Source organism: Paenibacillus camelliae, from assembly GCF_023715345.1.
Lineage (GTDB): Bacteria > Bacillota > Bacilli > Paenibacillales > Paenibacillaceae > Pristimantibacillus > Pristimantibacillus camelliae.
The window spans coordinates 829,407-849,884 of record NZ_JAMBNY010000001.1 but is presented as its reverse complement, the minus strand read 5'-3'; the positions used below and the strand labels follow the sequence as shown (position 1 = coordinate 849,884).

14 protein-coding genes and 1 tRNA gene are annotated in these 20,478 nt (G+C 42.0%); 13 read left to right on the top strand and 2 right to left on the bottom strand.

The features are described 5' to 3' along the window. Positions 1-15: 15 nt before the first annotated feature. Entirely contained in the window at positions 16-1,479 is a 1,464-nt protein-coding gene (gucD, locus tag M3180_RS03925) for an alpha-ketoglutaric semialdehyde dehydrogenase GucD (RefSeq protein ID WP_251665961.1), read from the top strand. A gap of 18 nt (positions 1,480-1,497) precedes the next feature. Continuing rightward, a complete protein-coding gene (locus tag M3180_RS03920) occupies positions 1,498-3,504 on the top strand; it encodes a YjhG/YagF family D-xylonate dehydratase (RefSeq protein ID WP_251665960.1) in 2,007 nt (668 codons plus the stop codon). Positions 3,505-3,583: 79 nt separating this feature from the next. On the opposite strand, the gene M3180_RS03915 is transcribed toward M3180_RS03920, so the two are convergent. Beyond that, positions 3,584-5,071 (bottom strand): alpha-N-arabinofuranosidase, encoded by a 1,488-nt coding sequence (locus M3180_RS03915; protein WP_251665958.1) that lies wholly within the window; start codon positions 5,069-5,071, stop codon positions 3,584-3,586. Positions 5,072-5,334: 263 nt separating this feature from the next. On the opposite strand from M3180_RS03915, the gene M3180_RS03910 reads away from it, so the two are divergent. The 5 genes from M3180_RS03910 to M3180_RS03890 all read left to right on the top strand — a co-directional run bounded on the left by M3180_RS03910 (position 5,335) and on the right by M3180_RS03890 (position 12,454). Next, positions 5,335-7,083 (top strand): extracellular solute-binding protein, encoded by a 1,749-nt coding sequence (locus M3180_RS03910; protein WP_251665957.1) that lies wholly within the window; start codon positions 5,335-5,337, stop codon positions 7,081-7,083. Between the two features lie 110 nt (positions 7,084-7,193). Then, positions 7,194-8,054, top strand: coding sequence for an ABC transporter permease (locus tag M3180_RS03905; RefSeq protein WP_251666353.1), 861 nt, complete (start codon positions 7,194-7,196; stop codon positions 8,052-8,054). Between the two features lie 11 nt (positions 8,055-8,065). Next, a complete protein-coding gene (locus tag M3180_RS03900) occupies positions 8,066-8,944 on the top strand; it encodes a carbohydrate ABC transporter permease (protein WP_251665955.1) in 879 nt (292 codons plus the stop codon). Positions 8,945-9,041: 97 nt separating this feature from the next. Continuing rightward, positions 9,042-10,751, top strand: a complete 1,710-nt coding sequence (locus M3180_RS03895; protein ID WP_251665953.1) for a sensor histidine kinase — start codon at positions 9,042-9,044, stop codon at positions 10,749-10,751. Between the two features lie 2 nt (positions 10,752-10,753). Next, complete coding sequence (locus tag M3180_RS03890; RefSeq protein WP_251665951.1) at positions 10,754-12,454, top strand: response regulator transcription factor; 1,701 nt, start codon at positions 10,754-10,756, stop codon at positions 12,452-12,454. A gap of 120 nt (positions 12,455-12,574) precedes the next feature. Here the strand turns inward: M3180_RS03890 and M3180_RS03885 are convergent. Then, positions 12,575-12,651, bottom strand: a tRNA-Arg gene (locus tag M3180_RS03885). 215 nt (positions 12,652-12,866) lie between these two features. Here M3180_RS03885 and M3180_RS03880 point away from each other — a divergent pair. From M3180_RS03880 to lonB, 6 genes are all read left to right on the top strand, one after another. Continuing rightward, positions 12,867-13,730: a hypothetical protein gene (locus tag M3180_RS03880; RefSeq protein ID WP_251665949.1), complete on the top strand. Its 864-nt coding sequence runs from the start codon at positions 12,867-12,869 to the stop codon at positions 13,728-13,730. Between the two features lie 100 nt (positions 13,731-13,830). Continuing rightward, a complete protein-coding gene (gene tig / locus M3180_RS03875; protein WP_251665947.1) occupies positions 13,831-15,120 on the top strand; it encodes a trigger factor in 1,290 nt (429 codons plus the stop codon). 252 nt (positions 15,121-15,372) lie between these two features. After that, positions 15,373-15,960 carry an ATP-dependent Clp endopeptidase proteolytic subunit ClpP gene (clpP, locus tag M3180_RS03870; protein WP_251665945.1) on the top strand — a complete coding sequence of 196 codons (588 nt, stop codon included), beginning with the start codon at positions 15,373-15,375 and terminating at the stop codon, positions 15,958-15,960. 24 nt (positions 15,961-15,984) lie between these two features. Beyond that, the gene (clpX, locus tag M3180_RS03865) at positions 15,985-17,253 is read left to right on the top strand and encodes an ATP-dependent protease ATP-binding subunit ClpX (protein ID WP_251665943.1); all 1,269 of its coding nucleotides are present in this window, start codon (positions 15,985-15,987) and stop codon (positions 17,251-17,253) included. Positions 17,254-17,341: 88 nt separating this feature from the next. Then, positions 17,342-18,451, top strand: a complete 1,110-nt coding sequence (gene ispG / locus M3180_RS03860; RefSeq protein WP_251665942.1) for a flavodoxin-dependent (E)-4-hydroxy-3-methylbut-2-enyl-diphosphate synthase — start codon at positions 17,342-17,344, stop codon at positions 18,449-18,451. A 294-nt stretch (positions 18,452-18,745) separates the two neighbouring features. Beyond that, positions 18,746-20,452: an ATP-dependent protease LonB gene (gene lonB / locus M3180_RS03855; RefSeq protein WP_251665941.1), complete on the top strand. Its 1,707-nt coding sequence runs from the start codon at positions 18,746-18,748 to the stop codon at positions 20,450-20,452. The last annotated feature ends 26 nt before the right edge of the window (positions 20,453-20,478 follow it).

The window sequence follows — 20,478 nt, the reverse complement described above, 5'->3', positions numbered from 1 at the left end:
TAGGAGGATGTAAACATGTCTATCGAAACGAAAGTATTAACTGTTCAAAACTATATTAATGGAGCTTGGCTGGCACCAAAGTCAGACAATTATGTTGTCAATAAAAACCCAGCACGCATAAATGAGGAAGTTGGATCAGTTCCGCTTTCTAATGAAGAAGATATAGAGGCTGCTGTTGTGGCCGCGAGCGAAGCTCGTAAGAAGTGGCGCAGCATGACTGGTGCGGAGCGTGGCAATGTATTGTTCAAGGTTGCAAGCATCATGGAAGAAAGAGTGGAAGCGATCGGAACAATGATGACAAGAGAGATGGGGAAAACGCTAGGTGAAGCAAAAGGTGAAGTAACGAGAGGTATCGCAATTCTTAAATACTTTGCTGGCGAGGGAATGAGACCGGTAGGCGATGTTATTCCTGCTACTGACCCATCCGCATTAATGTACACGACGCGAGCACCTTTAGGCGTTGTGGGCGTTATATCACCCTGGAACTTTCCGGTAGCAATCCCGATCTGGAAAATCGCACCTGCACTTATTTATGGCAATACGGTTGTATGGAAGCCGGCGCGTGAAACATCTGTCACGGCATCACTTGTGATGATCTGCTTTCATGAAGCGGGGATTCCAGCGGGCGTTCTAAATATGGTCATTGGAGAAGGAAGAATCATCGGCCAGACGATAGCTGAGCATAAAGATATCCATGGCATCACCTTTACAGGCTCTAATACGGTCGGCAAGCAAGTCGGTCAAACCGCTGCTGCGCGTGGTGCAAAATACCAGCTGGAAATGGGCGGGAAAAATCCGATCATTATTGCGGCAGATGCGGATCTGGAGCTAGCTGTAGAAGCGACGATCTCAGGTGGCCTGCGCTCCACGGGACAGAAGTGTACGGCAACTAGCCGAGTCATCGTGGTGAAGGATATTTATGAAAAATTCCGCGAGCTCTTAATCGAAAAGGTAAAGCAGCTTAAGGTAGGAGATGGACTGGATGGAACTACTTGGCTAGGTCCTTGTGCCAATCAAAAACAATACGAGACGGTTAAGCACTACATTCAGAAAGGTCTTGATGAGGGAGCTAAGATGGTTGTAGGTCAAGAGCAACAAGACGATAAGTCTATGGAAGGCTACTTTATCGCACCAGTTGTTTTTGATGATGTCACTTCACATATGGCGATTGCGCAAGAAGAAATCTTCGGTCCTGTTCTCACCTTAATTAAGGCAGATAGCTTTGAGGATGCGATTGCTTTAGCTAATGATACACAGTACGGCTTAAGCGCTTCGATCTACACAAAAAATATTGGTAATGCATTGACCTTTATTAATGAGACAGAAGCAGGTTTAGTTCGTGTTAATGCCGAAACTGCAGGAGTTGAGCTGCAAGCACCATTCGGAGGTATGAAAAACTCAAGCTCGCACTCACGGGAGCAGGGGCAAGCTGCCATTGAATTCTATACGTCGATTAAAACTGTGTTTATTAAGCCTTAGTAAAGGGAGCGATGTGGAATGACTGATCATCTCAGTCAAGTGATGGGACCTGAGAATGAAACGTTCTTCAAAATTGAAACACATGCACGCGGACCAGAAGGAAGCTTACCGTTCACACACGACATGCTGCTAAATGCGCCAAGCGGTGATCTTTTCGGTTGGAGTCAGAATGTTGGGATGGGCTGGAAGCCAAGCCGTCTCAAAGGAAAAGAAGTTCTATTACTAGGAACTCAAGGTGGTATACGTTCGGATGATGGTCATCCCATCGCTCTCGGGTATCATACCGGTCATTGGGAGATTGGACTGCTCATGCGAGAAGCAGCCGACGAAATAAACAAACATGGAAATATTCCGTTTGCAGGCTACGTAAGTGATCCTTGCGATGGGCGTTCACAAGGGACAACAGGGATGTTCGATTCGTTGCCTTACCGAAATGATGCAGCGATCGTTATGCGAAGATTAATGCGTTCACTGCCCAATCGAGCAGCTGTACTAGGTGTTGCGACCTGTGATAAGGGATTGCCAGCTATGATGCTCGCCATCGCTGGCATGAAAAACATTCCAGGTGTAATCGTGCCTGGAGGTGTCACGCTCCCACCTACACAAGGTGAAGATGCAGGCAAGATCCAAACGATTGGAGCAAGGTATGCAAACGGAGAATTATCACTAGAGGAAGCAGCAGATCTTGGCTGTCGCGCCTGCGCAACTCCAGGTGGAGGCTGTCAGTTTCTTGGTACAGCAGGTACGGCACAGGTCGTTGCAGAGGCACTTGGCTTAACCGTCCCACATGCTGCATTGTCTCCTTCCGGTCAGCCCGTATGGCTAGAGATGGCACGTCAATCCTCGAGGGCAGCGATGCAGCTTGCCGGTCAAGGTCTCACGACAGCTGATGTACTAGTTGATGCTTCGATTCGCAATGCGATGGTCGTTCATGCAGCGTTCGGCGGCTCTACGAATTTGCTGCTGCACATTCCAGCTATTGCACAAGCAGCAGGCTTGTCCGTACCTGATGTAGCAGATTGGGCGAGTATTAATCGAAGTGTACCGAGATTAGTGAGTGTACTGCCGAATGGTCCAATTCCTCACCCAACGATCCGTTTATTTTTAGCTGGCGGTGTTCCAGAGGTGATGCTGCATCTAAGAAAGCTAGGGTTATTAGAGGAGCAAGTACTTACGGTAGCAGGTGTTACACTCGGTGAAACACTTGACTGGTGGGAAACGTCAGAGAGACGTAAGCGAATGCGGGATTATTTAGAGCAGCAGGAGGGAATTGACCCAGATACTGTTATCTATAGTCCTGAGCGAGCTAAGCAAGCAGGCTTAACCTCGACATTAACCTTTCCTGTCGGTAATATCGCTCCTGAGGGCTCGGTTATAAAGTCAACGGCTATTGAGCCATCGATGCTTGATGATCAGGGGGTATTTCGTCACATAGGAAGAGTTAAAGTATTTACAACAGAGCGCGATGCCATCCAAGCAATTAAAACAGGAGGCATCGTCGAAGGAGATATATTAGCTTTAGTTGGTCGTGGTCCTTCAGGTACTGGCATGGAGGAGACGTATCAGCTTACCTCTGCCCTTAAGCATTTGTCTTTTGGTAAGTATGTCTCTCTGTTAACAGATGCTCGTTTCTCTGGTGTCTCCACCGGTGCTTGTATTGGTCATATTGGTCCCGAGGCTCTTTCAGGCGGTCCGATTGGAAAGCTCCGCACAGGTGATTGGATTGACATTCGAATTGATACCCACAAGCTTGAGGGGAATATTAATATGGTAGGCTGTGGAGAGCATCCGGAATCACCAGAGGCAGGCAGCGCCATATTATCGAAGCGAACGATGCTATCAGACATTCATGAAGACATGCATCTCCCAGATGATACTCGTTTATGGGCTGCCTTACAAGCAGCAAGCGGAGGGACATGGAAGGGCTGTGTCTATGATACGGAACGTATTATTCGAACACTTGAAGCGGGCATGCGTACGCTCGAAGCTGAAAAGGCGATGACAAGTGGAAGCACAGAAAAGTAAAGAACGTATGGCAATCATAACGTTGTAATAGCATATAAAGCGAAGCCGGATTCGAACGTTGAATCCGGCTTCGTAGATTTTACGTTAAAATGACTTCATATACAGAGCAAGGAGATATCTTTATCGTTAATTCGTTATTGTTTATTTCTAACGGTTCAGCGGTTTGAATTGTAATTCGTTCAGGCTGCTCGAACGTATTGTGGTCTGTAATCGCTCCTGATATATAGCGAAGTTTCGCTGTTGAGAAGCTTCTTCCTTCTAAATGGGTATGCAATTGGACATCGTCATGAGCGGATAAATTGACGATCGTAAGATGAATACTGCCATCTTGTTTTTCTGAGGCGCTCACGTGCAGATGAGGAAGCTTTGCTTCATTAACTTGCAAGTCATCTGCTTCTAGTAAGCTGTCTACTAGTGTAGAATTGTGATGCCCTTTATACAGATCAAACACATGGTAGGTTGGTGTGAGTACGATCTGGTCACCCTCGGTTAAAATAAGAGACTGCAGAACATTGATCATCTGAGCCAGATTAGCCATTGTAACGCGATCACTATGTAAATTAAATATGTTCAAGGACAAGCCAGCTACGATCGCATCTCGCATCGTGTTTTGTTGATATAAGAAGGCGGGATTGGTGCCTTCCTCTGCAAGATGCCAGGTGCCCCATTCATCAACAATCAGGGCTACCTTTCCATCTGGATCGTACTTGTCCATTATTCGTTTATGCCGTACGATTAATTCATCCATAAAATAAGCTCGATCTAGCGTTCGATAATAATTATGTTCATCAAACGCTGTAGCAGACGATTTTGATTCCCATTTATACTTATCAGTAGAATAATAGCCTGGCATCGTGTAGTAATGAAGTGAGATTCCGTCCATGCGATGGCCAGCTAGCTGCATAACAGTCTCGGTCCAGTTTTGATCATCACCATCAGGACCACAAGCAACTCTTTGAATTTTTTTATTACCGTAATGACGAATGAAGGATTCAAATTGTCGGTAGAGGTCAGAGTAATACTCCGGACGCATATGGCCACCACAGCCCCAATTTTCGTTTCCAATACCGATAAAATCTAGCGTCCACGGTTTATCTCTACCATGTGAGCGTCGAAGATCTGATTGCTCCGATTCGCCATCGAATGTAATATATTCTACCCACTCACTCACTTCTCTCGGTGTACCGGAGCCGACATTCGCCGCAATATAGGTTGAGCATTCGAGCAGCTCACATAGATCAAAATATTCATGAGTACCAAAGGCGTTGTTTTCGATAACACCGCCCCAGCCGCTATTCACCATCTTTTTTCGTTTAGGACCAATGCCATCTTTCCAGTTGTAATATTCAGCAAAGCAACCTCCGGGCCAACGAATGACAGGTACGTTAATATGCTTTAATGCATTCAACACATCGGTACGAATCCCACGGATATTTGGAATCGGGCTATCTTGTCCAACGAAGATCCCATCATAAATACCTCTACCCAAATGTTCAGCAAAATGTCCGTAAATATTTTTGTTAATAACTGACAATTTCTTATTGACGTTAATATGTAGTTTGGCCATTTCATACTTCCTTTCGTAACTGGGGTTGCTTTACTAGTGAACAATTAGTGCTATGCATAATATTACTATCATTTGCTTCTTATAGAAGCCTTTTTACGAGAAGGTAAAGAAATGATAACGTTATCAAAAAGTGAAAATATAGAAATTATAGATGGTGTAAAGAGATGATAATTAAGTAACAAATTGAAAATATACGAATGGTAGTAAGTACCTTAAAATTTAAATTGTGTTAAGTATTCATATTAAATGAGAGGGGTTTTAAAGTGAAGAAAAAAAAGTATTCAAAGGCAATACTTCTGTTGATCTCGCTGATGGTTACCACTGGAGCTCTAGCAGCATGTAGCTCAAACTCAAATGAAAAACAAAACAACACTCCAACTCAAACGAATGCAAACAACAACAATTCAAGCAACAATGGTTCTAACAGCAACAATTCAAATGATGCCGCAATCGGAGATGCTGATCCATTCGGCAAGTACGAAACACCACTTACGATTCATTTTACTAGAGATGTTGACAATGACACGCAAGATAATATTATTCCTAAAACACCAGGAGAGACGATTGAAGACAACAGATGGTTGAAAGCGTTTTCCGAAAAACTAGGTATTAATGTAGTCTATGACTGGACCGTTAGTACTGGCGATGCTTATACACAAAAAATGAACGTGACCTTAACGTCTGGGGATTTACCGGATATGCTTCGCGTATCGCCAGCGCAATTGAAGCAGCTTGCTGAAGCAGATTTAATTGAAGATTTAACACCATATTGGGAGCAGTACGCATCTGATGATCTAAAGGAGCTGTATGCTGAACAAGGAACTGCAGTACTTAATTCTGGCACAGTTAATGGAAAGATAATGGGGATTGGTAAGGCAGACGTTTACGGTGATGGTGTATATCTGTGGATTCGCAAGGATTGGTTAGACAAATTAAGCCTACCTGAGCCAACTTCTCTACAGGATGTATTGAAAATTTCTGAAGCATTTACAACACAAGATCCAGACGGTAACAATGTGAATGACACTTATGGCTTAGCTTTAACCAAGGATTTATACGGCGGTGCAATGGGCTTGGAAGGATTTTTTGCAGGCTACCATGCTTATCCGAATATGTGGATTGATGACGGCGCAGGCAATTTAGTTTGGGGAAGTACGCTTCCTGAAGTTAAGGAAGGATTGAAAGCGTTATCTGAGATGTATGCAAGTGGTCAGCTTGATAAAGAGTTCGGTGTTAAAGATGGCGGGAAAGTAGCTGAAAGTATTGCAGCTGGTAAAATTGGTATCGATTATGGTGCACAATGGAATCCTATGTATCCGCTAATCAGCAACTACCAAAATGATCCTGATGCAAACTGGGTAGGCTATGCGCTCGTATCTGTTGACGGCAAACCAGCCCTTTCTCCACAAAAATTCCAATCAGACGGCGGCTACTGGGTAGTAAGAAAGGGATATTCTAATCCTGAAGCACTTGTCAAAATGTTCAATTTGCACGTTGAGCTTAACTGGGGTGAATCAGGAGATTTCGATTACTATTACATGCCAGAAGCGAATGGTAGTGTAGGGGTATGGAAGTATTCTCCAGTACAGCCTGCATCAGCATTTAAAAACATTCGAGCTTTCCAAGAGATTGAAGAGGCAAGGAAAAATAATAGCTTTGACAGCTTAACAGGTGAAGCACTAGCTATTTATCGCAATATTACAGCATTCGAAAATGGGGATACGTCTCAATGGGGTTGGCCTAAGATCTATGGAGCAGAAGGCGTCTACAGACATGGGGTTAACTATATGAATGATAACCTATTCATGTATGAAGCGTTTGCTGGTTCACCTACAGAAACAATGGCTGAAAGAAAATCTACATTAGAGGCTTTGGAAAAAGAGACATTTGTAAAAATCATTATGGGTGCAGTTCCTTTGGATGATTTTGATAAATTCGTAGACGACTGGTATAAAGTCGGTGGATCCGACATTACCAAAGAAGTCAATGAATGGTATGCATCAAACAAGTAAAAAAATGATGGAAAGCAAGGTATATCCTTGCTTTCCATCTTCTTAATCCATAGGAGAGGGTGATTGAACTGAATATAAAAAAGTTAAAGAAGGAATTGCCGTTAAATCTCATGATCTTACCAGGGTTTATATTCATTCTCATATTTAGCTATGTCCCTATGGCTGGCATTATTATTGCGTTTCAGAAATTTATTCCAGCTAAACGGCTCTTTGGTGATCAAAAATGGATAGGATTTGATAATTTTAAGTATGTAATGAGCCTACCTAATTTCGATAATATTCTGTGGAATACTTTTTATATTGCGTCGATGAAGGTCATATTGGGCTTAGTTGTTCCGATCACTATTGCATTACTATTAAACGAAATGAAGCATATTCTATTGAAACGCAGCATTCAAACAGCGATATACTTACCACACTTCCTATCATGGGTCGTATTAGGTGGTATCTTTATAGACATGCTGTCACCAACGGATGGCCTGATTAATACATTTTTAAACAAACTTGGCCTAGAATCTATATTCTTTTTGGGCGACAATAAGTGGTTCCCGTATACGATGATCATAACAGATACGTGGAAGGAATTTGGTTACGGAACGATTATCTATCTTGCAGCGTTAACCGGGATTAATCCAAATCTGTATGAGGCGGCTCAAATTGATGGCGCTAACCGATGGAAACAGACGATACACATTAGTATACCTGGAATTCGGATGGTCATCGTCTTATTGATGGTCTTGAGTTTAGGTAATCTCTTGAATGCGGGATTCGATCAAATATTCAACATGTACAGCCCAATGGTATATGAGAGTGGAGATATACTGGATACGTTCGTCTATCGGATTGGTTTATTAGATGCACAGTTTGGTGTAGCGACAGCAGTCGGGTTGTTTAAATCTGTCATTGCGCTAATACTCGTCTCATCATCATACTATTTTGCTTATAGATTTGCTGATTATCGAATCTTTTAGGGGGTATAGGAATGCGAATCAAAAAAAAGCTAGACTGGTTTATTGTCATTAACAATATCTTTCTCATTTTGGTCGCGGCGGTCTGTGTGCTTCCAATGATTCATATTTTAGCAATCTCATTATCATCAAGTGCGATTGCAGCTACGGGTACGGTAACCTTTTGGCCTAAAGAATTTTCTTTAACCTCCTATGAGTTTGTAGCTCAGCGTAAAGCGTTCTGGGACTCTATGATTGTATCGCTGCAGCGCATCGCCCTTGGAGGAGCAATTAATGTATTGTTAGCTACAACGATTGCGTATCCGCTATCTAAGGAAAAGAATGAATTTAGCTTTCGGACCTTTTATGCGTGGACCTTTTTCATTACGATGATTTTTGGCGCAGGATTAATCCCAACCTACATGCTCGTGAAGGAATTAGGGCTGATTGACACGATCTGGGCATTAATATTACCTGGTGCTGTACCTGTATTTAGTGTAATTATTCTGCTAAATTTCTTTAGAATCACACCGAAGGAATTAAGTGAATCTGCATTTATGGATGGCGCAGGTCATTGGAGAACCCTTTGGAGCATCTATATTCCAATATCGATGCCGGCAATTGCAACGATACTATTGTTTTCGTTAGTGGGGCATTGGAACAGCTGGTTTGATGGCTTAATTTATATGAACAATCCAGGTAATTACCCACTGCAAAGCTATATACAGACGGTCGTCGTACAGAAAAACTTTGCGACATTAACACCTGAAGAAGCCAAGGTCATGGCTCAAATTTCCGACAAAACATTAAAGTCCGCTCAAATCTTTTTGGGTGCGTTACCAATCATTTGCGTATATCCATTTTTACAGAAATATTTTGTAAAAGGTATGGTTTTAGGAAGTGTGAAGGGCTAATGGTTTAGCCAATGAGCTGTTGTTTGCGATATAAAAAATAGTAATGTGTTATGATAGAATTTTTGTTAAAATGTAGTAAAAGAATATAAAGGAGGGGGTGACGATTAAATCTAGCATTTTTGTTAGATTAATTGCTACATTCTTAGCAGCAATCGTAGTTATAGTCGCACTAGGGATCTATATGTACAACTGGAGCTTGAAAACGGTTAAGGACGAAATATTTAAATCAACGACTGCCCAGGTCACCTTTTACTTAGAGGGGCTAGAGGCAGAGATAGATCGTATAAAAATATTACAATATGATGTGCTGAATGATGAGGATTTAAATAAGCTCGCGATAAGACATTCGATTATGGACGATTATGAAACGATGGAGAGTATGAGAAAGCTGCATCATCGTCTAGTATCGATTCAAAACAGTAATGCGTATATTTCAAATGTTAGTGCGCATATCCACCCGATAAGAAAAACGATTTCCTCTAAGAAATCGGTAGGCGATTTGAATAGCGATAAATTTGAAGCATTACGAATACCTGTGGGGATGAAGGGCGCTCAATTATTAATTTATAATGGGAACCTTCATCTAACTACTTTTTTAAATGGACATATGGGGTTGAGCCCCTTGTATATGATTGAAATCGAACTAAATACGGCAGTATTCCGTGAAGCACTAAAGCAGTTCGATACCTATCCAGACAGCCGTTCGATCTTACTGGATCTAACGAATGGATTAACGATCTATAGTGAAGAGGATCAGTTATCTAATGAAGTTGTGCAATCCTTCGCAAAAGGTGAAAGCGATATCAAAATAGGTGAAGTCATAAGCCACGGCGATATGTTCATTATTGCTGAGAAATCCGACTATTTAAACATGGTACTGTTTCGATTCATACCGAAGGATGTTGTACTCGTTCCGACAAAAGGCTTTTACGTCTGGCTATGGGTGTTTACAGGTGTAGTACTTGTGCTTGTCATATTCATCTATGCTTATACCTATCAATTAATCCAGCGTCCGATGAAGGAGCTTGTAAAGTCGTTCCGCAGTGTTGAGAAGGGGAACTTTAACGTCAAAGTGGAAGTGAACCAAAACAATGAATTCGATTATTTGAACAAAGGCTTTAACTCCATGGTCCAAAACGTATCGAATCTCATTGATCAGGTGTATAAGCACAAGATTCTCGAACAGAAAGCTGAATTAAAGCATCTACAGTCTCAGATTAGCCCCCACTTTTTATACAATAGTTTTTTCTTAATTAATACGATGGCAAAGGTACAGGATGAGAATTTGATCCCTTTCACTAAGCTATTAGGTGAGTATTTCCAATTTATTACGAAAAATGATTCTGACTTTATCTCTTTATATGAAGAAATTGAACATGCACGAACCTATGCTGATATCCAATTGATGCGTTATCCTAGTAAGCTGACGATTGATTTCGAAGACAGTCTGTCTACATTTAAGGAGATTAACGTACCTCGCTTAATTGTTCAGCCTATCATTGAAAATGCATTCAAATATGCAGTTGAGCATACAAAGGGGCCCGTAACCATTCTCGTTTATTTTCAAATGGTTAATGATAAGCTGTCGATTGTTGTTGAGGATAATGGGAAGCATTTAACCGATGAAAAATTGCTAGAGCTGCAAAAGCAATTCAATGAAATTCAGAGCAGTGAGTCATCAGGGCTGAACAATATCCATCGACGAGTGCGTTTATTATACGGTGAAGATTATGGACTGCAGGTTGATCGAAGTGAGCTAGGCGGGTTAAAAGTCATATTACAAATTAATGCCAAGCTGAGGGAGTAGCCATGTTAAGACTTTTAATTGTAGATAACGAGGAAATTATAGTTAATCATCTATTTGAAGTTTTTAGAGGGATGGAGCACCTAGGGCTAGATGTGTATAAGGCCTATAGCGGCGAGGAAGCGATAGAATGGCTGCATCGCACGCGTATGGATATCGTGCTTACTGACATCGATATGCCGAATATAAACGGCCTACAGCTCATGGATGAGATATTTAAGCAGTGGCCACAGTGTAAAATTATTTTTTTAACGGGACATAGTGAATTTAGCTATATCTATAAAGCGATCCAGCATCCCGACGTGAGCTATATTCTAAAGCTGGAGGATATTGATAAGGTCATTCAGGTTGTCGAGGAAACCGTACTCAAAATCCGCAAGGAAATCAAAACGGGCGATCTCATTCGAGAAGCCAAAGAGAAAATCCATATGGCATTAGAGCTGTTTCAGGAGGGTTACCTGCTTAGCTTGCTAAAGGGAAGCTCCATTGTAAAGGCAAGCAAGGATCAATTTGATCAGCTTTCCTTGCCGCTTAACGTTGAAGCTCCTGTTATTCTCGTTGTTGGCAAATTAGATGATATCACGATCGAGGACAATAACTATTTACAAAACGTGCAGCAAATTTACTCCGTTCGACAAATTATTAAACGCTATCTTACGACGAATTTAAAATGCGTTATTATTTTAGATGATCATTTTAGGTTTACTATTCTTATACAGCCGAAGGAAATGGCTAGTTCTAAGGCATCTAACAATTATGAGCATACGTTGCACTACATAAAAGGGATGCTGGAGTCCATTCAGCAAAGCTGTCAGGATAAGCTCGAGCATTCGATTAGCTTCACAGTAGGCAGCAAGCCGACGACATGGACTGAGATCTCACAGCAGTATACAGCCCTGCATTCATTGTTGAATTACCGCATTGGAACCGAGAACACGATACTGCTCGTTGATAATGAAGTAGATCAAGCCGAAGAATCAGAGGCTAAAGTGAATAGCCCTTATGATGAAGAATTTGAGGCAGAGCAAACATTGCTGTCGCTTGCGACTCCCAATATATTTACTTTTTTAGAGCAATATTTGGAATCAGGACAAAAGGAAAAGTATTTCGAGGAGCTAGAGCAAATATTACAGCCACTAAGCGCGATACATGATAAAAATAATTTGGTCGCTCAGCAAGCGTATTGCTCACTATCGATGTATTTATTATCGTATATGAACCGCTGGGGATTACGTGATAAGGTGATCGCGAAAATAGGTGAGATCCGTCTTGTAAACACCATTAATTTCTATAGCTGGGGCGATGCAGCTGCCTATATAAAGAAGCTATCACTATCAGTATTTGAGCTGCAGAAGCTAGAGCAAAAAAGAAGAGCGGATAATGTTATATCATTTATTCAAAATTTTATCGTTAACCATCTTGGAGAGGATTTGTCACTTGTTCGATTATCGGAGCAGGTGTATTTAAATCCATCCTATTTATCAAGAATATTTAAGCAAGAGACGAAAAAAAACTTAACAGAATTTATCGATGCAGCTCGAATTCAAAAGGCGAAGGAATTGTTGGTGAACGAAAATATAAAAATTCATGAGATTGCCAGACAAGTTGGCTATGAATCAGCCACCTCCTTTACAAGGTTCTTCAAAAGCTCAACCGGCTGCTCACCGCAAGAGTATCGTGATTCACATGTGATGAGGGTAAAGTGAAGGTTGGATGAAGATGGCTGTCATAAAGCGCATCGAAGCAACAAAAAAGCCCGAAAACCTTATGTATCAAGGCTTTCGGGCTTTTCCTATATGTATTAAACTTCACGTATACTCTTCTCATGGCGTCCCAGGAGGGATTCGAACCCCCGACAACTCGCTTAGAAGGCGAGTGCTCTATCCAACTGAGCTACTGAGACGCATGAGTAATAATATAGCAGATAAATTTCGAATTGACAATACCTCTGATCAAAAAAAATAAAAAAAAGTGCATTTTTTATTTTCAATACATCGTGCTATAATTTGACGGTGAATAGAATATGCCTTAATTTATAAGTGGTTAGGCGGTGTTATTATCTCGGATCAACCTAGTAAGAAGTTTAATCAACAGGATAATGTTTATTTATTTCCTACCATGCTTGATCAATACCAAATTCAACTGACACAGTATTTAGAAAAAGAGCAATATGAGGATGCGAAGGAGCTGCTTCGTTTTCTATTGCAATGCCAAGGTGATGAGCGTCAGCATGCTATAGAGTGGGGGAACCTGCTGAACTGGCTGGAGCAGGCATTTCCGAGCACTGATATTGTCGATGAATTGGATCAGGCGGAGGATTTGGAGCAGCAATTCAGAAAAGCAGCTTTAGGTGACTATGGCTCGATCAGTTCATTTCAAGCAAGTGAGAAGCTAATGAGTCAGCTGGAGAGCGGTGTACCGATGGAACAGCAAATCGTTGCTCTTGAGCGTGCTGAATTTATCGAGGCTGAAGGTTTAGATGAGCGATTAATCCAGTGGCTTGAATCAAGTGCACTACATCCTGCTCTGCAGTTTAAGGCGCTGCAAACGTTAAAGAAAAGAGGCGCTTCAGGGACGGTTACGTTTACTCGCTTAGGTGAAGTCGTTGAACTTGAAATAGAAAAAACACCACTTTCTATGAATGAATTTCCTGAATCTGTCAATGCTATTTTAGATAAGGCAGTAATGGCGCTAGAGGCGATTGATGTTACGATGCCAATTCTTGTTACAGAATTGTGGATGGAGTGCTTACAGTGCTTATACGGAACGCGTAGCTACGGCTGGATGCTGCATGAGGATGAGTACATTGAAGACTGCTTCGCCGCTGGACTACATACGACGATTCAGCTCATTGTGTACGGACAAGCAGTGGAGGATGACATTCGTGAGATATACGGCATAACAGATGAGTATCGCTTCCGCTACGAGCAGGCTAGTCGGATCATAAGAGACATTACACTTTATCTTCAAGAGCTAAGCTAATTCATGCCTTGAAATATAGCTATAACTTGTATATAATAGAGTGGTTTATTAGACGTGAAAACATGTAATGCGTGAGCATTTTTGGAGGGGAAAGCATAAAATGAAAGCAACTTGGGAAAAAATAGAGCTGAACACTGTATCATTAAATGTTGAGGTGGATGCAGATAAAGTTTCAGAGGCTCTTGATCAAGCATTCAAAAAAGTTGTAGCAAAAATTAACGTACCAGGATTCCGTAAAGGTAAAGTACCTCGCACTATCTTTGAAGCAAAATTCGGAGTAGAGAGCCTTTATCAAGATGCGATTGACATTCTACTGCCAGAAGCTTACACAGCAGCAGTGAATGAAACAGGTATTCAGCCTGTTGATCGCCCAGAGGTTGACGTTACACAATTTGCTAAAGGACAAGCATTTATCTTCACAGCAAAAGTAACGGTTAAGCCTGAAGTAACACTAGGTGACTACAAAGGCATTGAGGTTGCAAAAGTATCTGCAGAAGTAACAGAGGAAGAAATTGCTGCTGAGCTAGAGCGTTTGCAGCAACGTCACGCTGAGCTTTCTGTAGTTGAAGAAGGTGCAGCTCAAGATGGTGATATCGCTGTAATCGACTTTGAAGGCTTCGTAGATGGTGAAGCTTTTGAAGGTGGTAAAGGTGAGCGTTATTCACTAGAGCTTGGCTCTAACTCTTTCATTCCAGGCTTTGAAGAGCAAGTGGTTGGCATGCAGCTAGGTGACTTCAAAGATGTTGAAGTAACATTCCCAGAAAGCTACCACGCTGAAAACCTTGCTGGTAAACCAGCTGTATTCAAAGTGAAGCTTCATGAGCTAAAACGCAAATCCTTGCCAGCTCTTGACGATGAGTTCGCTAAAGATGTAAGTGAATTCGATACGCTTGAAGAGTATAAAAAGGATCTTGCTAGCAAGCTTCAAGAAAACAAAGAGCAAGAAGCGAAGCAAGCTCAAGAAGCTGAAGTAATTTCTAAAGTTGCAGAAGCTGCAACGGTTGAAGTTCCAGCTGCTATGGTAGAAACTGAACAAGACTATATGCTTAAGGACTTTGAAAACCGTCTTCGCATGCAAGGCATGTCGCTAGACCTGTATTATCAATTCTCTGGTCAAAACGAGGAAGCGCTTCTTGACCAAATGAAAGGTGATGCAGAAAAACGCGTGCTTAACAACCTTGTACTTGAGGCTGTTGCAAAAGCAGAATCTCTTGTTGTTTCTGAAGAAGAAATTACAGAAGAGCTTGAGAATCTGTCTAAAGCATACAACCGCCCAGCTGAAGAAATTCGCAGCATCTTTACTCAAAACGGAAACATGGAAAACCTTACAGAAGATCTATTGCTTCGTAAAGCAATCAAATTCCTTGTTGAAAACAGCGTAGCAGTTTAAGCGAAGCTAACATATACAGACGAAATAAGGCACGTGTCCAAACGTGCCTTATTTTAAACTATAGGGTATATGATTTGCTCGCTTGATAACTATTTTGCTGGTATTCAGCATACATAACGTAATGAAGAACACATACATATAGCTTCACCCATTGGTTTTAACAATCACATAGTCGAAAAAATGACATCAACTCAGCAACGTGTTACAATAGAAGTGTTCACTCTAGTTTAAATTGGAAAGAAGGTTGATCGCATGAATTTAGTTCCAGTCGTTGTTGAACAGACGAATCGTGGAGAGAGATCTTACGATATTTATTCTCGCTTGCTTAAGGATCGTATTATTTTTCTCGGAAGTGCGATTGATGATGATGTGGCAAATGCTGTCATTGCGCAGCTTCTGTTTCTTGCAGCTGAGGATCCAGAAAAGGATATCCATCTTTATATTAACTCACCTGGTGGTTCTGTAACTGCGGGGATGGCAATATACGATACAATGCAGTATATTAAACCTGATGTAAGCACTATTTGTATGGGGCTTGCAGCTAGTATGGGCTCTTTGCTATTGACAGCGGGTGCTCCAGGCAAGCGTTTTGCGCTGCCTAATGCAGAAGTTATGATTCATCAGCCGCTTGGCGGAGTAAGAGGTCAAGCATCTGATATTAAAATCCATGCAGATTGGATTTTGAAAACAAAACAAAAGCTTAACAATATCTATGTAGAACGTACAGGTCAACCGTATGATAAAATCGATCGCGATACAGATCGTGATAATTTTATGACGGCACAAGACGCTGTTGAATATGGCTTGATTGATAAAGTCATTACTGCGCCTGTAGGTTAACTAGAGAGCTGAAGGGGTGAATAAATGTTTAAGTTCAATGATGAGAAGACACAGTTAAAGTGTTCCTTCTGCGGTAAATCACAAGAGCAGGTGCGCAAGCTTGTAGCTGGCCCTAGCGTTTATATATGTGACGAATGTATTGATCTTTGCTCTGAAATTGTAGAGGAAGAGCTAGGTCAAGAGGAAGAAGTGGATTTGAAAAATATCCCTAAGCCAATGGATATTCGTTCAACACTGGATTCCTACGTAATTGGACAGGATTTCGCTAAAAAATCTTTAGCCGTTGCCGTTTATAACCACTATAAACGTATCAACACTGGCAGCAAGATTGAGGACGTTGAGCTGCAAAAAAGTAATATCTTACTATTAGGCCCAACGGGCTCAGGTAAAACATTGCTTGCACAGACGATGGCAAGAATCCTTAATGTTCCTTTTGCGATCGCTGACGCTACGTCCTTGACTGAAGCAGGATACGTTGGTGAGGATGTCGAGAACATTCTACTTAAACTGATCCAAGCTGCTGACTACGATGTAGAAAAAGCTGAGCGTGGTATTATTTATATCGATGAAATTGATAAAGTAGCTCGCAAGTCTGAGAATCCTTCGATTACACGTGATGTGTCTGGTGAAGGCGTACAACAGGCGTTGCTTAAAATTCTTGAAGGAACAGTTGCTTCTGTACCTCCACAAGGTGGACGCAAGCATCCTCATCAAGAGTTTATTCAAATCGACACAACAAATATTTTGTTTATTTGCGGTGGTGCGTTTGACGGACTAGAGCAAATTATCAAACGCAGAATTGGTAAGAAAATTATCGGGTTCAACTCCTCAGGCGAAACACAAAAGGATTTGAAGCCAGGTGAATATTTAGGAATGGTTCTTCCTGAAGACCTACTGAAATTCGGTCTAATTCCTGAATTCGTAGGCCGACTGCCAGTCATCTCTACGCTTGAGCCGCTAGACGAAGCTGCGCTTGTTCGTATTTTGTCTGAGCCGAAAAATGCGCTAGTTAAGCAATATCAAAAGCTGCTTGAACTAGACAATGTGAAGCTCGAGTTTAAGCAAGAGGCACTTGAGGCGATTGCACAGGAAGCCATTAAACGCAAAACAGGTGCACGTGGCCTGCGAGCAATTATTGAAGGCATTATGCTAGATCTGATGTACGAAGTTCCTTCTCGCGATGATGTAACGACATGCGTCATTACAGAGGAGACGGTAACTAACAAGATCGTCTCAGAGCTTAGCAATGCTGGCGAAGGCAATAAAGACGGTAAAAAAGAAGAAAGTGCTTAACGCACCTTGAATACAGCCAAAGGACCACCTCGTGCTTAATGAATACTTGAGCAAGGGGTGGGCTTTGGTATTTATGGGAGAGATCACTATGTACTTACGTCAGAACACCGTACCTGTCAAGGTTGGCAATCTAACGATTGGCGGCAGCAATGAGGTTCTCATTCAAAGTATGTGTACGACTAAAACAGCCGATGTTGATGCAACAGTTGCTGAAATTCTTCGTCTTGAAGAGGCTGGCTGCCAGCTTGTCCGTGTCACAGTGAACAATATTGAGGCTGCAGAAGCAATTAAAGAAATTAAAAAGCGGATCCATATTCCATTAGTTGCTGATATCCACTTTGATTACCGTTTAGCGCTTCGTGCGATTGAAAATGGAATCGACAAAGTACGCATTAATCCAGGAAATATCGGCCGCCGTGAGAAGGTTGAAGCGGTCGTTAAAGCATGTAAAGAAAAAGGAATACCGATTCGTATTGGTGTCAACGCAGGTTCTTTGGAAAACCATTTACTCGAGAAATATGGTTATCCAACACCTGAAGCTATGGTGGAAAGCGCGCTTTATCATATTGGAATTCTTGAGGAATTAGATTTCCACGATATTATCGTTTCCCTAAAGGCGTCAGATGTACCGATGGCGATTAAGGCGTATTCTATGGCTGCTGAAGTCATCAAGTACCCACTGCACCTTGGCATTACAGAAGCAGGTACGCTTCATGCCGGCACAATTAAAAGCTCTGCGGGTATCGGTGCATTGCTATCGTTAGGCATCGGTAACACTGTGCGTATCAGCTTATCGGCAGATCCAGTTGAGGAAGTAAAGGTTGCTCGTGAGCTGCTAAAAACGTTTGGACTTATTACAAACGCTGCAACGCTAGTTTCTTGTCCAACCTGCGGACGTTTAGATATTGATTTGTTCGCTGTAGCGAATGAAGTAGAGGAGTATATCTCCAATATTAAAGTACCATTAAAGGTGTCTGTACTAGGCTGCGCCGTAAACGGGCCTGGTGAAGCTCGCGAGGCAGATATCGGTATCGCAGGCGCTCGAGGTGAAGGCATGCTGTTCCGCTATGGGGAAATGATTCGCAAAGTACCAGAAGCAGAGCTACTGTCAGAGCTGAAGAAGGAAATTGATGAAATCGTACGTATTTATGAGGAGACAGGGGAAATACCTGGTCGCAAAGAGCATATTAAGCACTAATAAAATTCAAAAATAAGTAAAGCTAACAGCAACAGCAGAAAAGCGCTAATATCAAAATGACGCTTATCTGCTGTTTTTGTTGTGCTCCCTACTCATACGAGAAGTGTCATGCTCTGTGCTACTGATTTCTACAATGGAAAAGCCCAAAAATAAAGTATTAAAGTCAATTTGATCCTGTAATTCTGCAAAGCACTGTTTTAGCAATTTCCAGTCTAAAAGATTAATATGCCCGTGGAAGGGCAATAATATGTCTATTCAAATGAAATAAAGACTGGAAATGGAGTGAGGTACAACATGGATATGAGCATACTACTCATGGTTATCCAAGTGTTTTTTGCTGTAGTAATCGGTTTATATTTCTTCAATTTGCTGCGTAATCAGAAGCTTAACAAGGCGGCTGTTGACCGAGAATCAAAGAAAGAAATGGAGAAGCTTCGTAAGCTTCGGTCTATCTCATTGACGAAGCCATTAGCAGAAAAAACAAGACCGCAATCTATGGATGATATCATCGGGCAAAAGGACGGATTAAAGGCACTGAAGGCAGCATTATGCAGCGCGAATCCGCAGCATGTTATCATTTACGGACCGCCAGGTGTAGGTAAAACAGCTGCAGCACGTGTCGTATTAGAGGAAGCAAAGCGTAATGCTGCTTCTCCATTTTTACCTAGTGCAAAATTTACGGAAATCGATGCAACGACTGCTCGTTTTGATGAGCGAGGAATAGCGGACCCGCTTATTGGTTCGGTTCATGATCCGATCTATCAGGGCGCAGGTGCGATGGGGGTAGCTGGAATACCTCAGCCTAAGCCTGGTGCCGTAACCAAGGCGCATGGTGGTATATTGTTTATCGATGAAATTGGTGAATTACATCATGTGCAGATGAATAAACTATTGAAGGTGCTTGAGGATCGAAAGGTATTTCTTGAAAGTGCGTATTATAATTCGGAGGATTCTAATATTCCTACGTATATTCACGATATTTTCCAGAATGGATTGCCAGCTGACTTTAGACTCGTTGGGGCAACGACTCGTTCTCCACAAGACATTCCGCCTGCGATACGCTCGCGCTGCATGGAAATTTATTTCCGTCCGCTACTGGCTGATGAAGTAGGAGATATTGCGAATAACGCTGTGTTAAAAATTGGTTTCGCACCTTGCCCTGAGGCCGTTGAAGTTGTTAAGCAATATGCAACCAATGGCCGCGAAGCGGTAAATATTATACAGCTAGCAGCTGGGCTTGCTTTATCGGAAAAGCGTGATAAAATTCATGCTACTGACATTGAGTGGGTGGTTAACTCTAGTCAGATTCCACCTCGTCCAGAACGAAAAGTACCGTCTAAACCACAGATCGGGTATGTTAACGGCCTTGCAGTATATGGTCCAAGTATGGGAGCATTGCTGGAAATCGAAGTTAGCGCTATTCCAGTTGCGAAGGGTACAGGCAAATTTAATATTACTGGGGTGGTCGATGAGGAGGAGCTCGGCGGAGGCTCGCGGACGTTGCGTCGTAAGAGCATGGCTAAAGGCTCTATCGAGAATGTACTTACCGTATTGCGCTTAAAAGGACTTAACCCTCAGGATTACGATCTACATATTAATTTCCCTGGCGGCTCTCCAGTGGATGGACCTTCTGCGGGAATAGCGATGGCAACAGCGATTACTTCTGCGATCTTACAGGTGCCGATCGATAATAGATTAGCGATGACAGGAGAAATCGGGATACATGGCAATGTAAAACCAGTAGGCGGAGTGCTTGCAAAAGTAGAGGCAGCCTTTCAAGCAGGCGCAGTTCGTGTTATTATTCCTAAAGAAAACTGGCAAGAAATATTTTCCGATTTGAATGGATTGCAAGTTATTGCAGTTTCACGAATTGAGGAAGTGCTCGAGCAGGTGTTTCCAGAGCTTGCTAATTGGAAGGAAGAAGAGCAAGCTGAACAGTGGCGATTAAATTTGTTTAGCAAACCAACCTATCCATATTTGCAGGCTGATTCATTAGAATGATAAGATAATATGAAAGAACAAGGAAT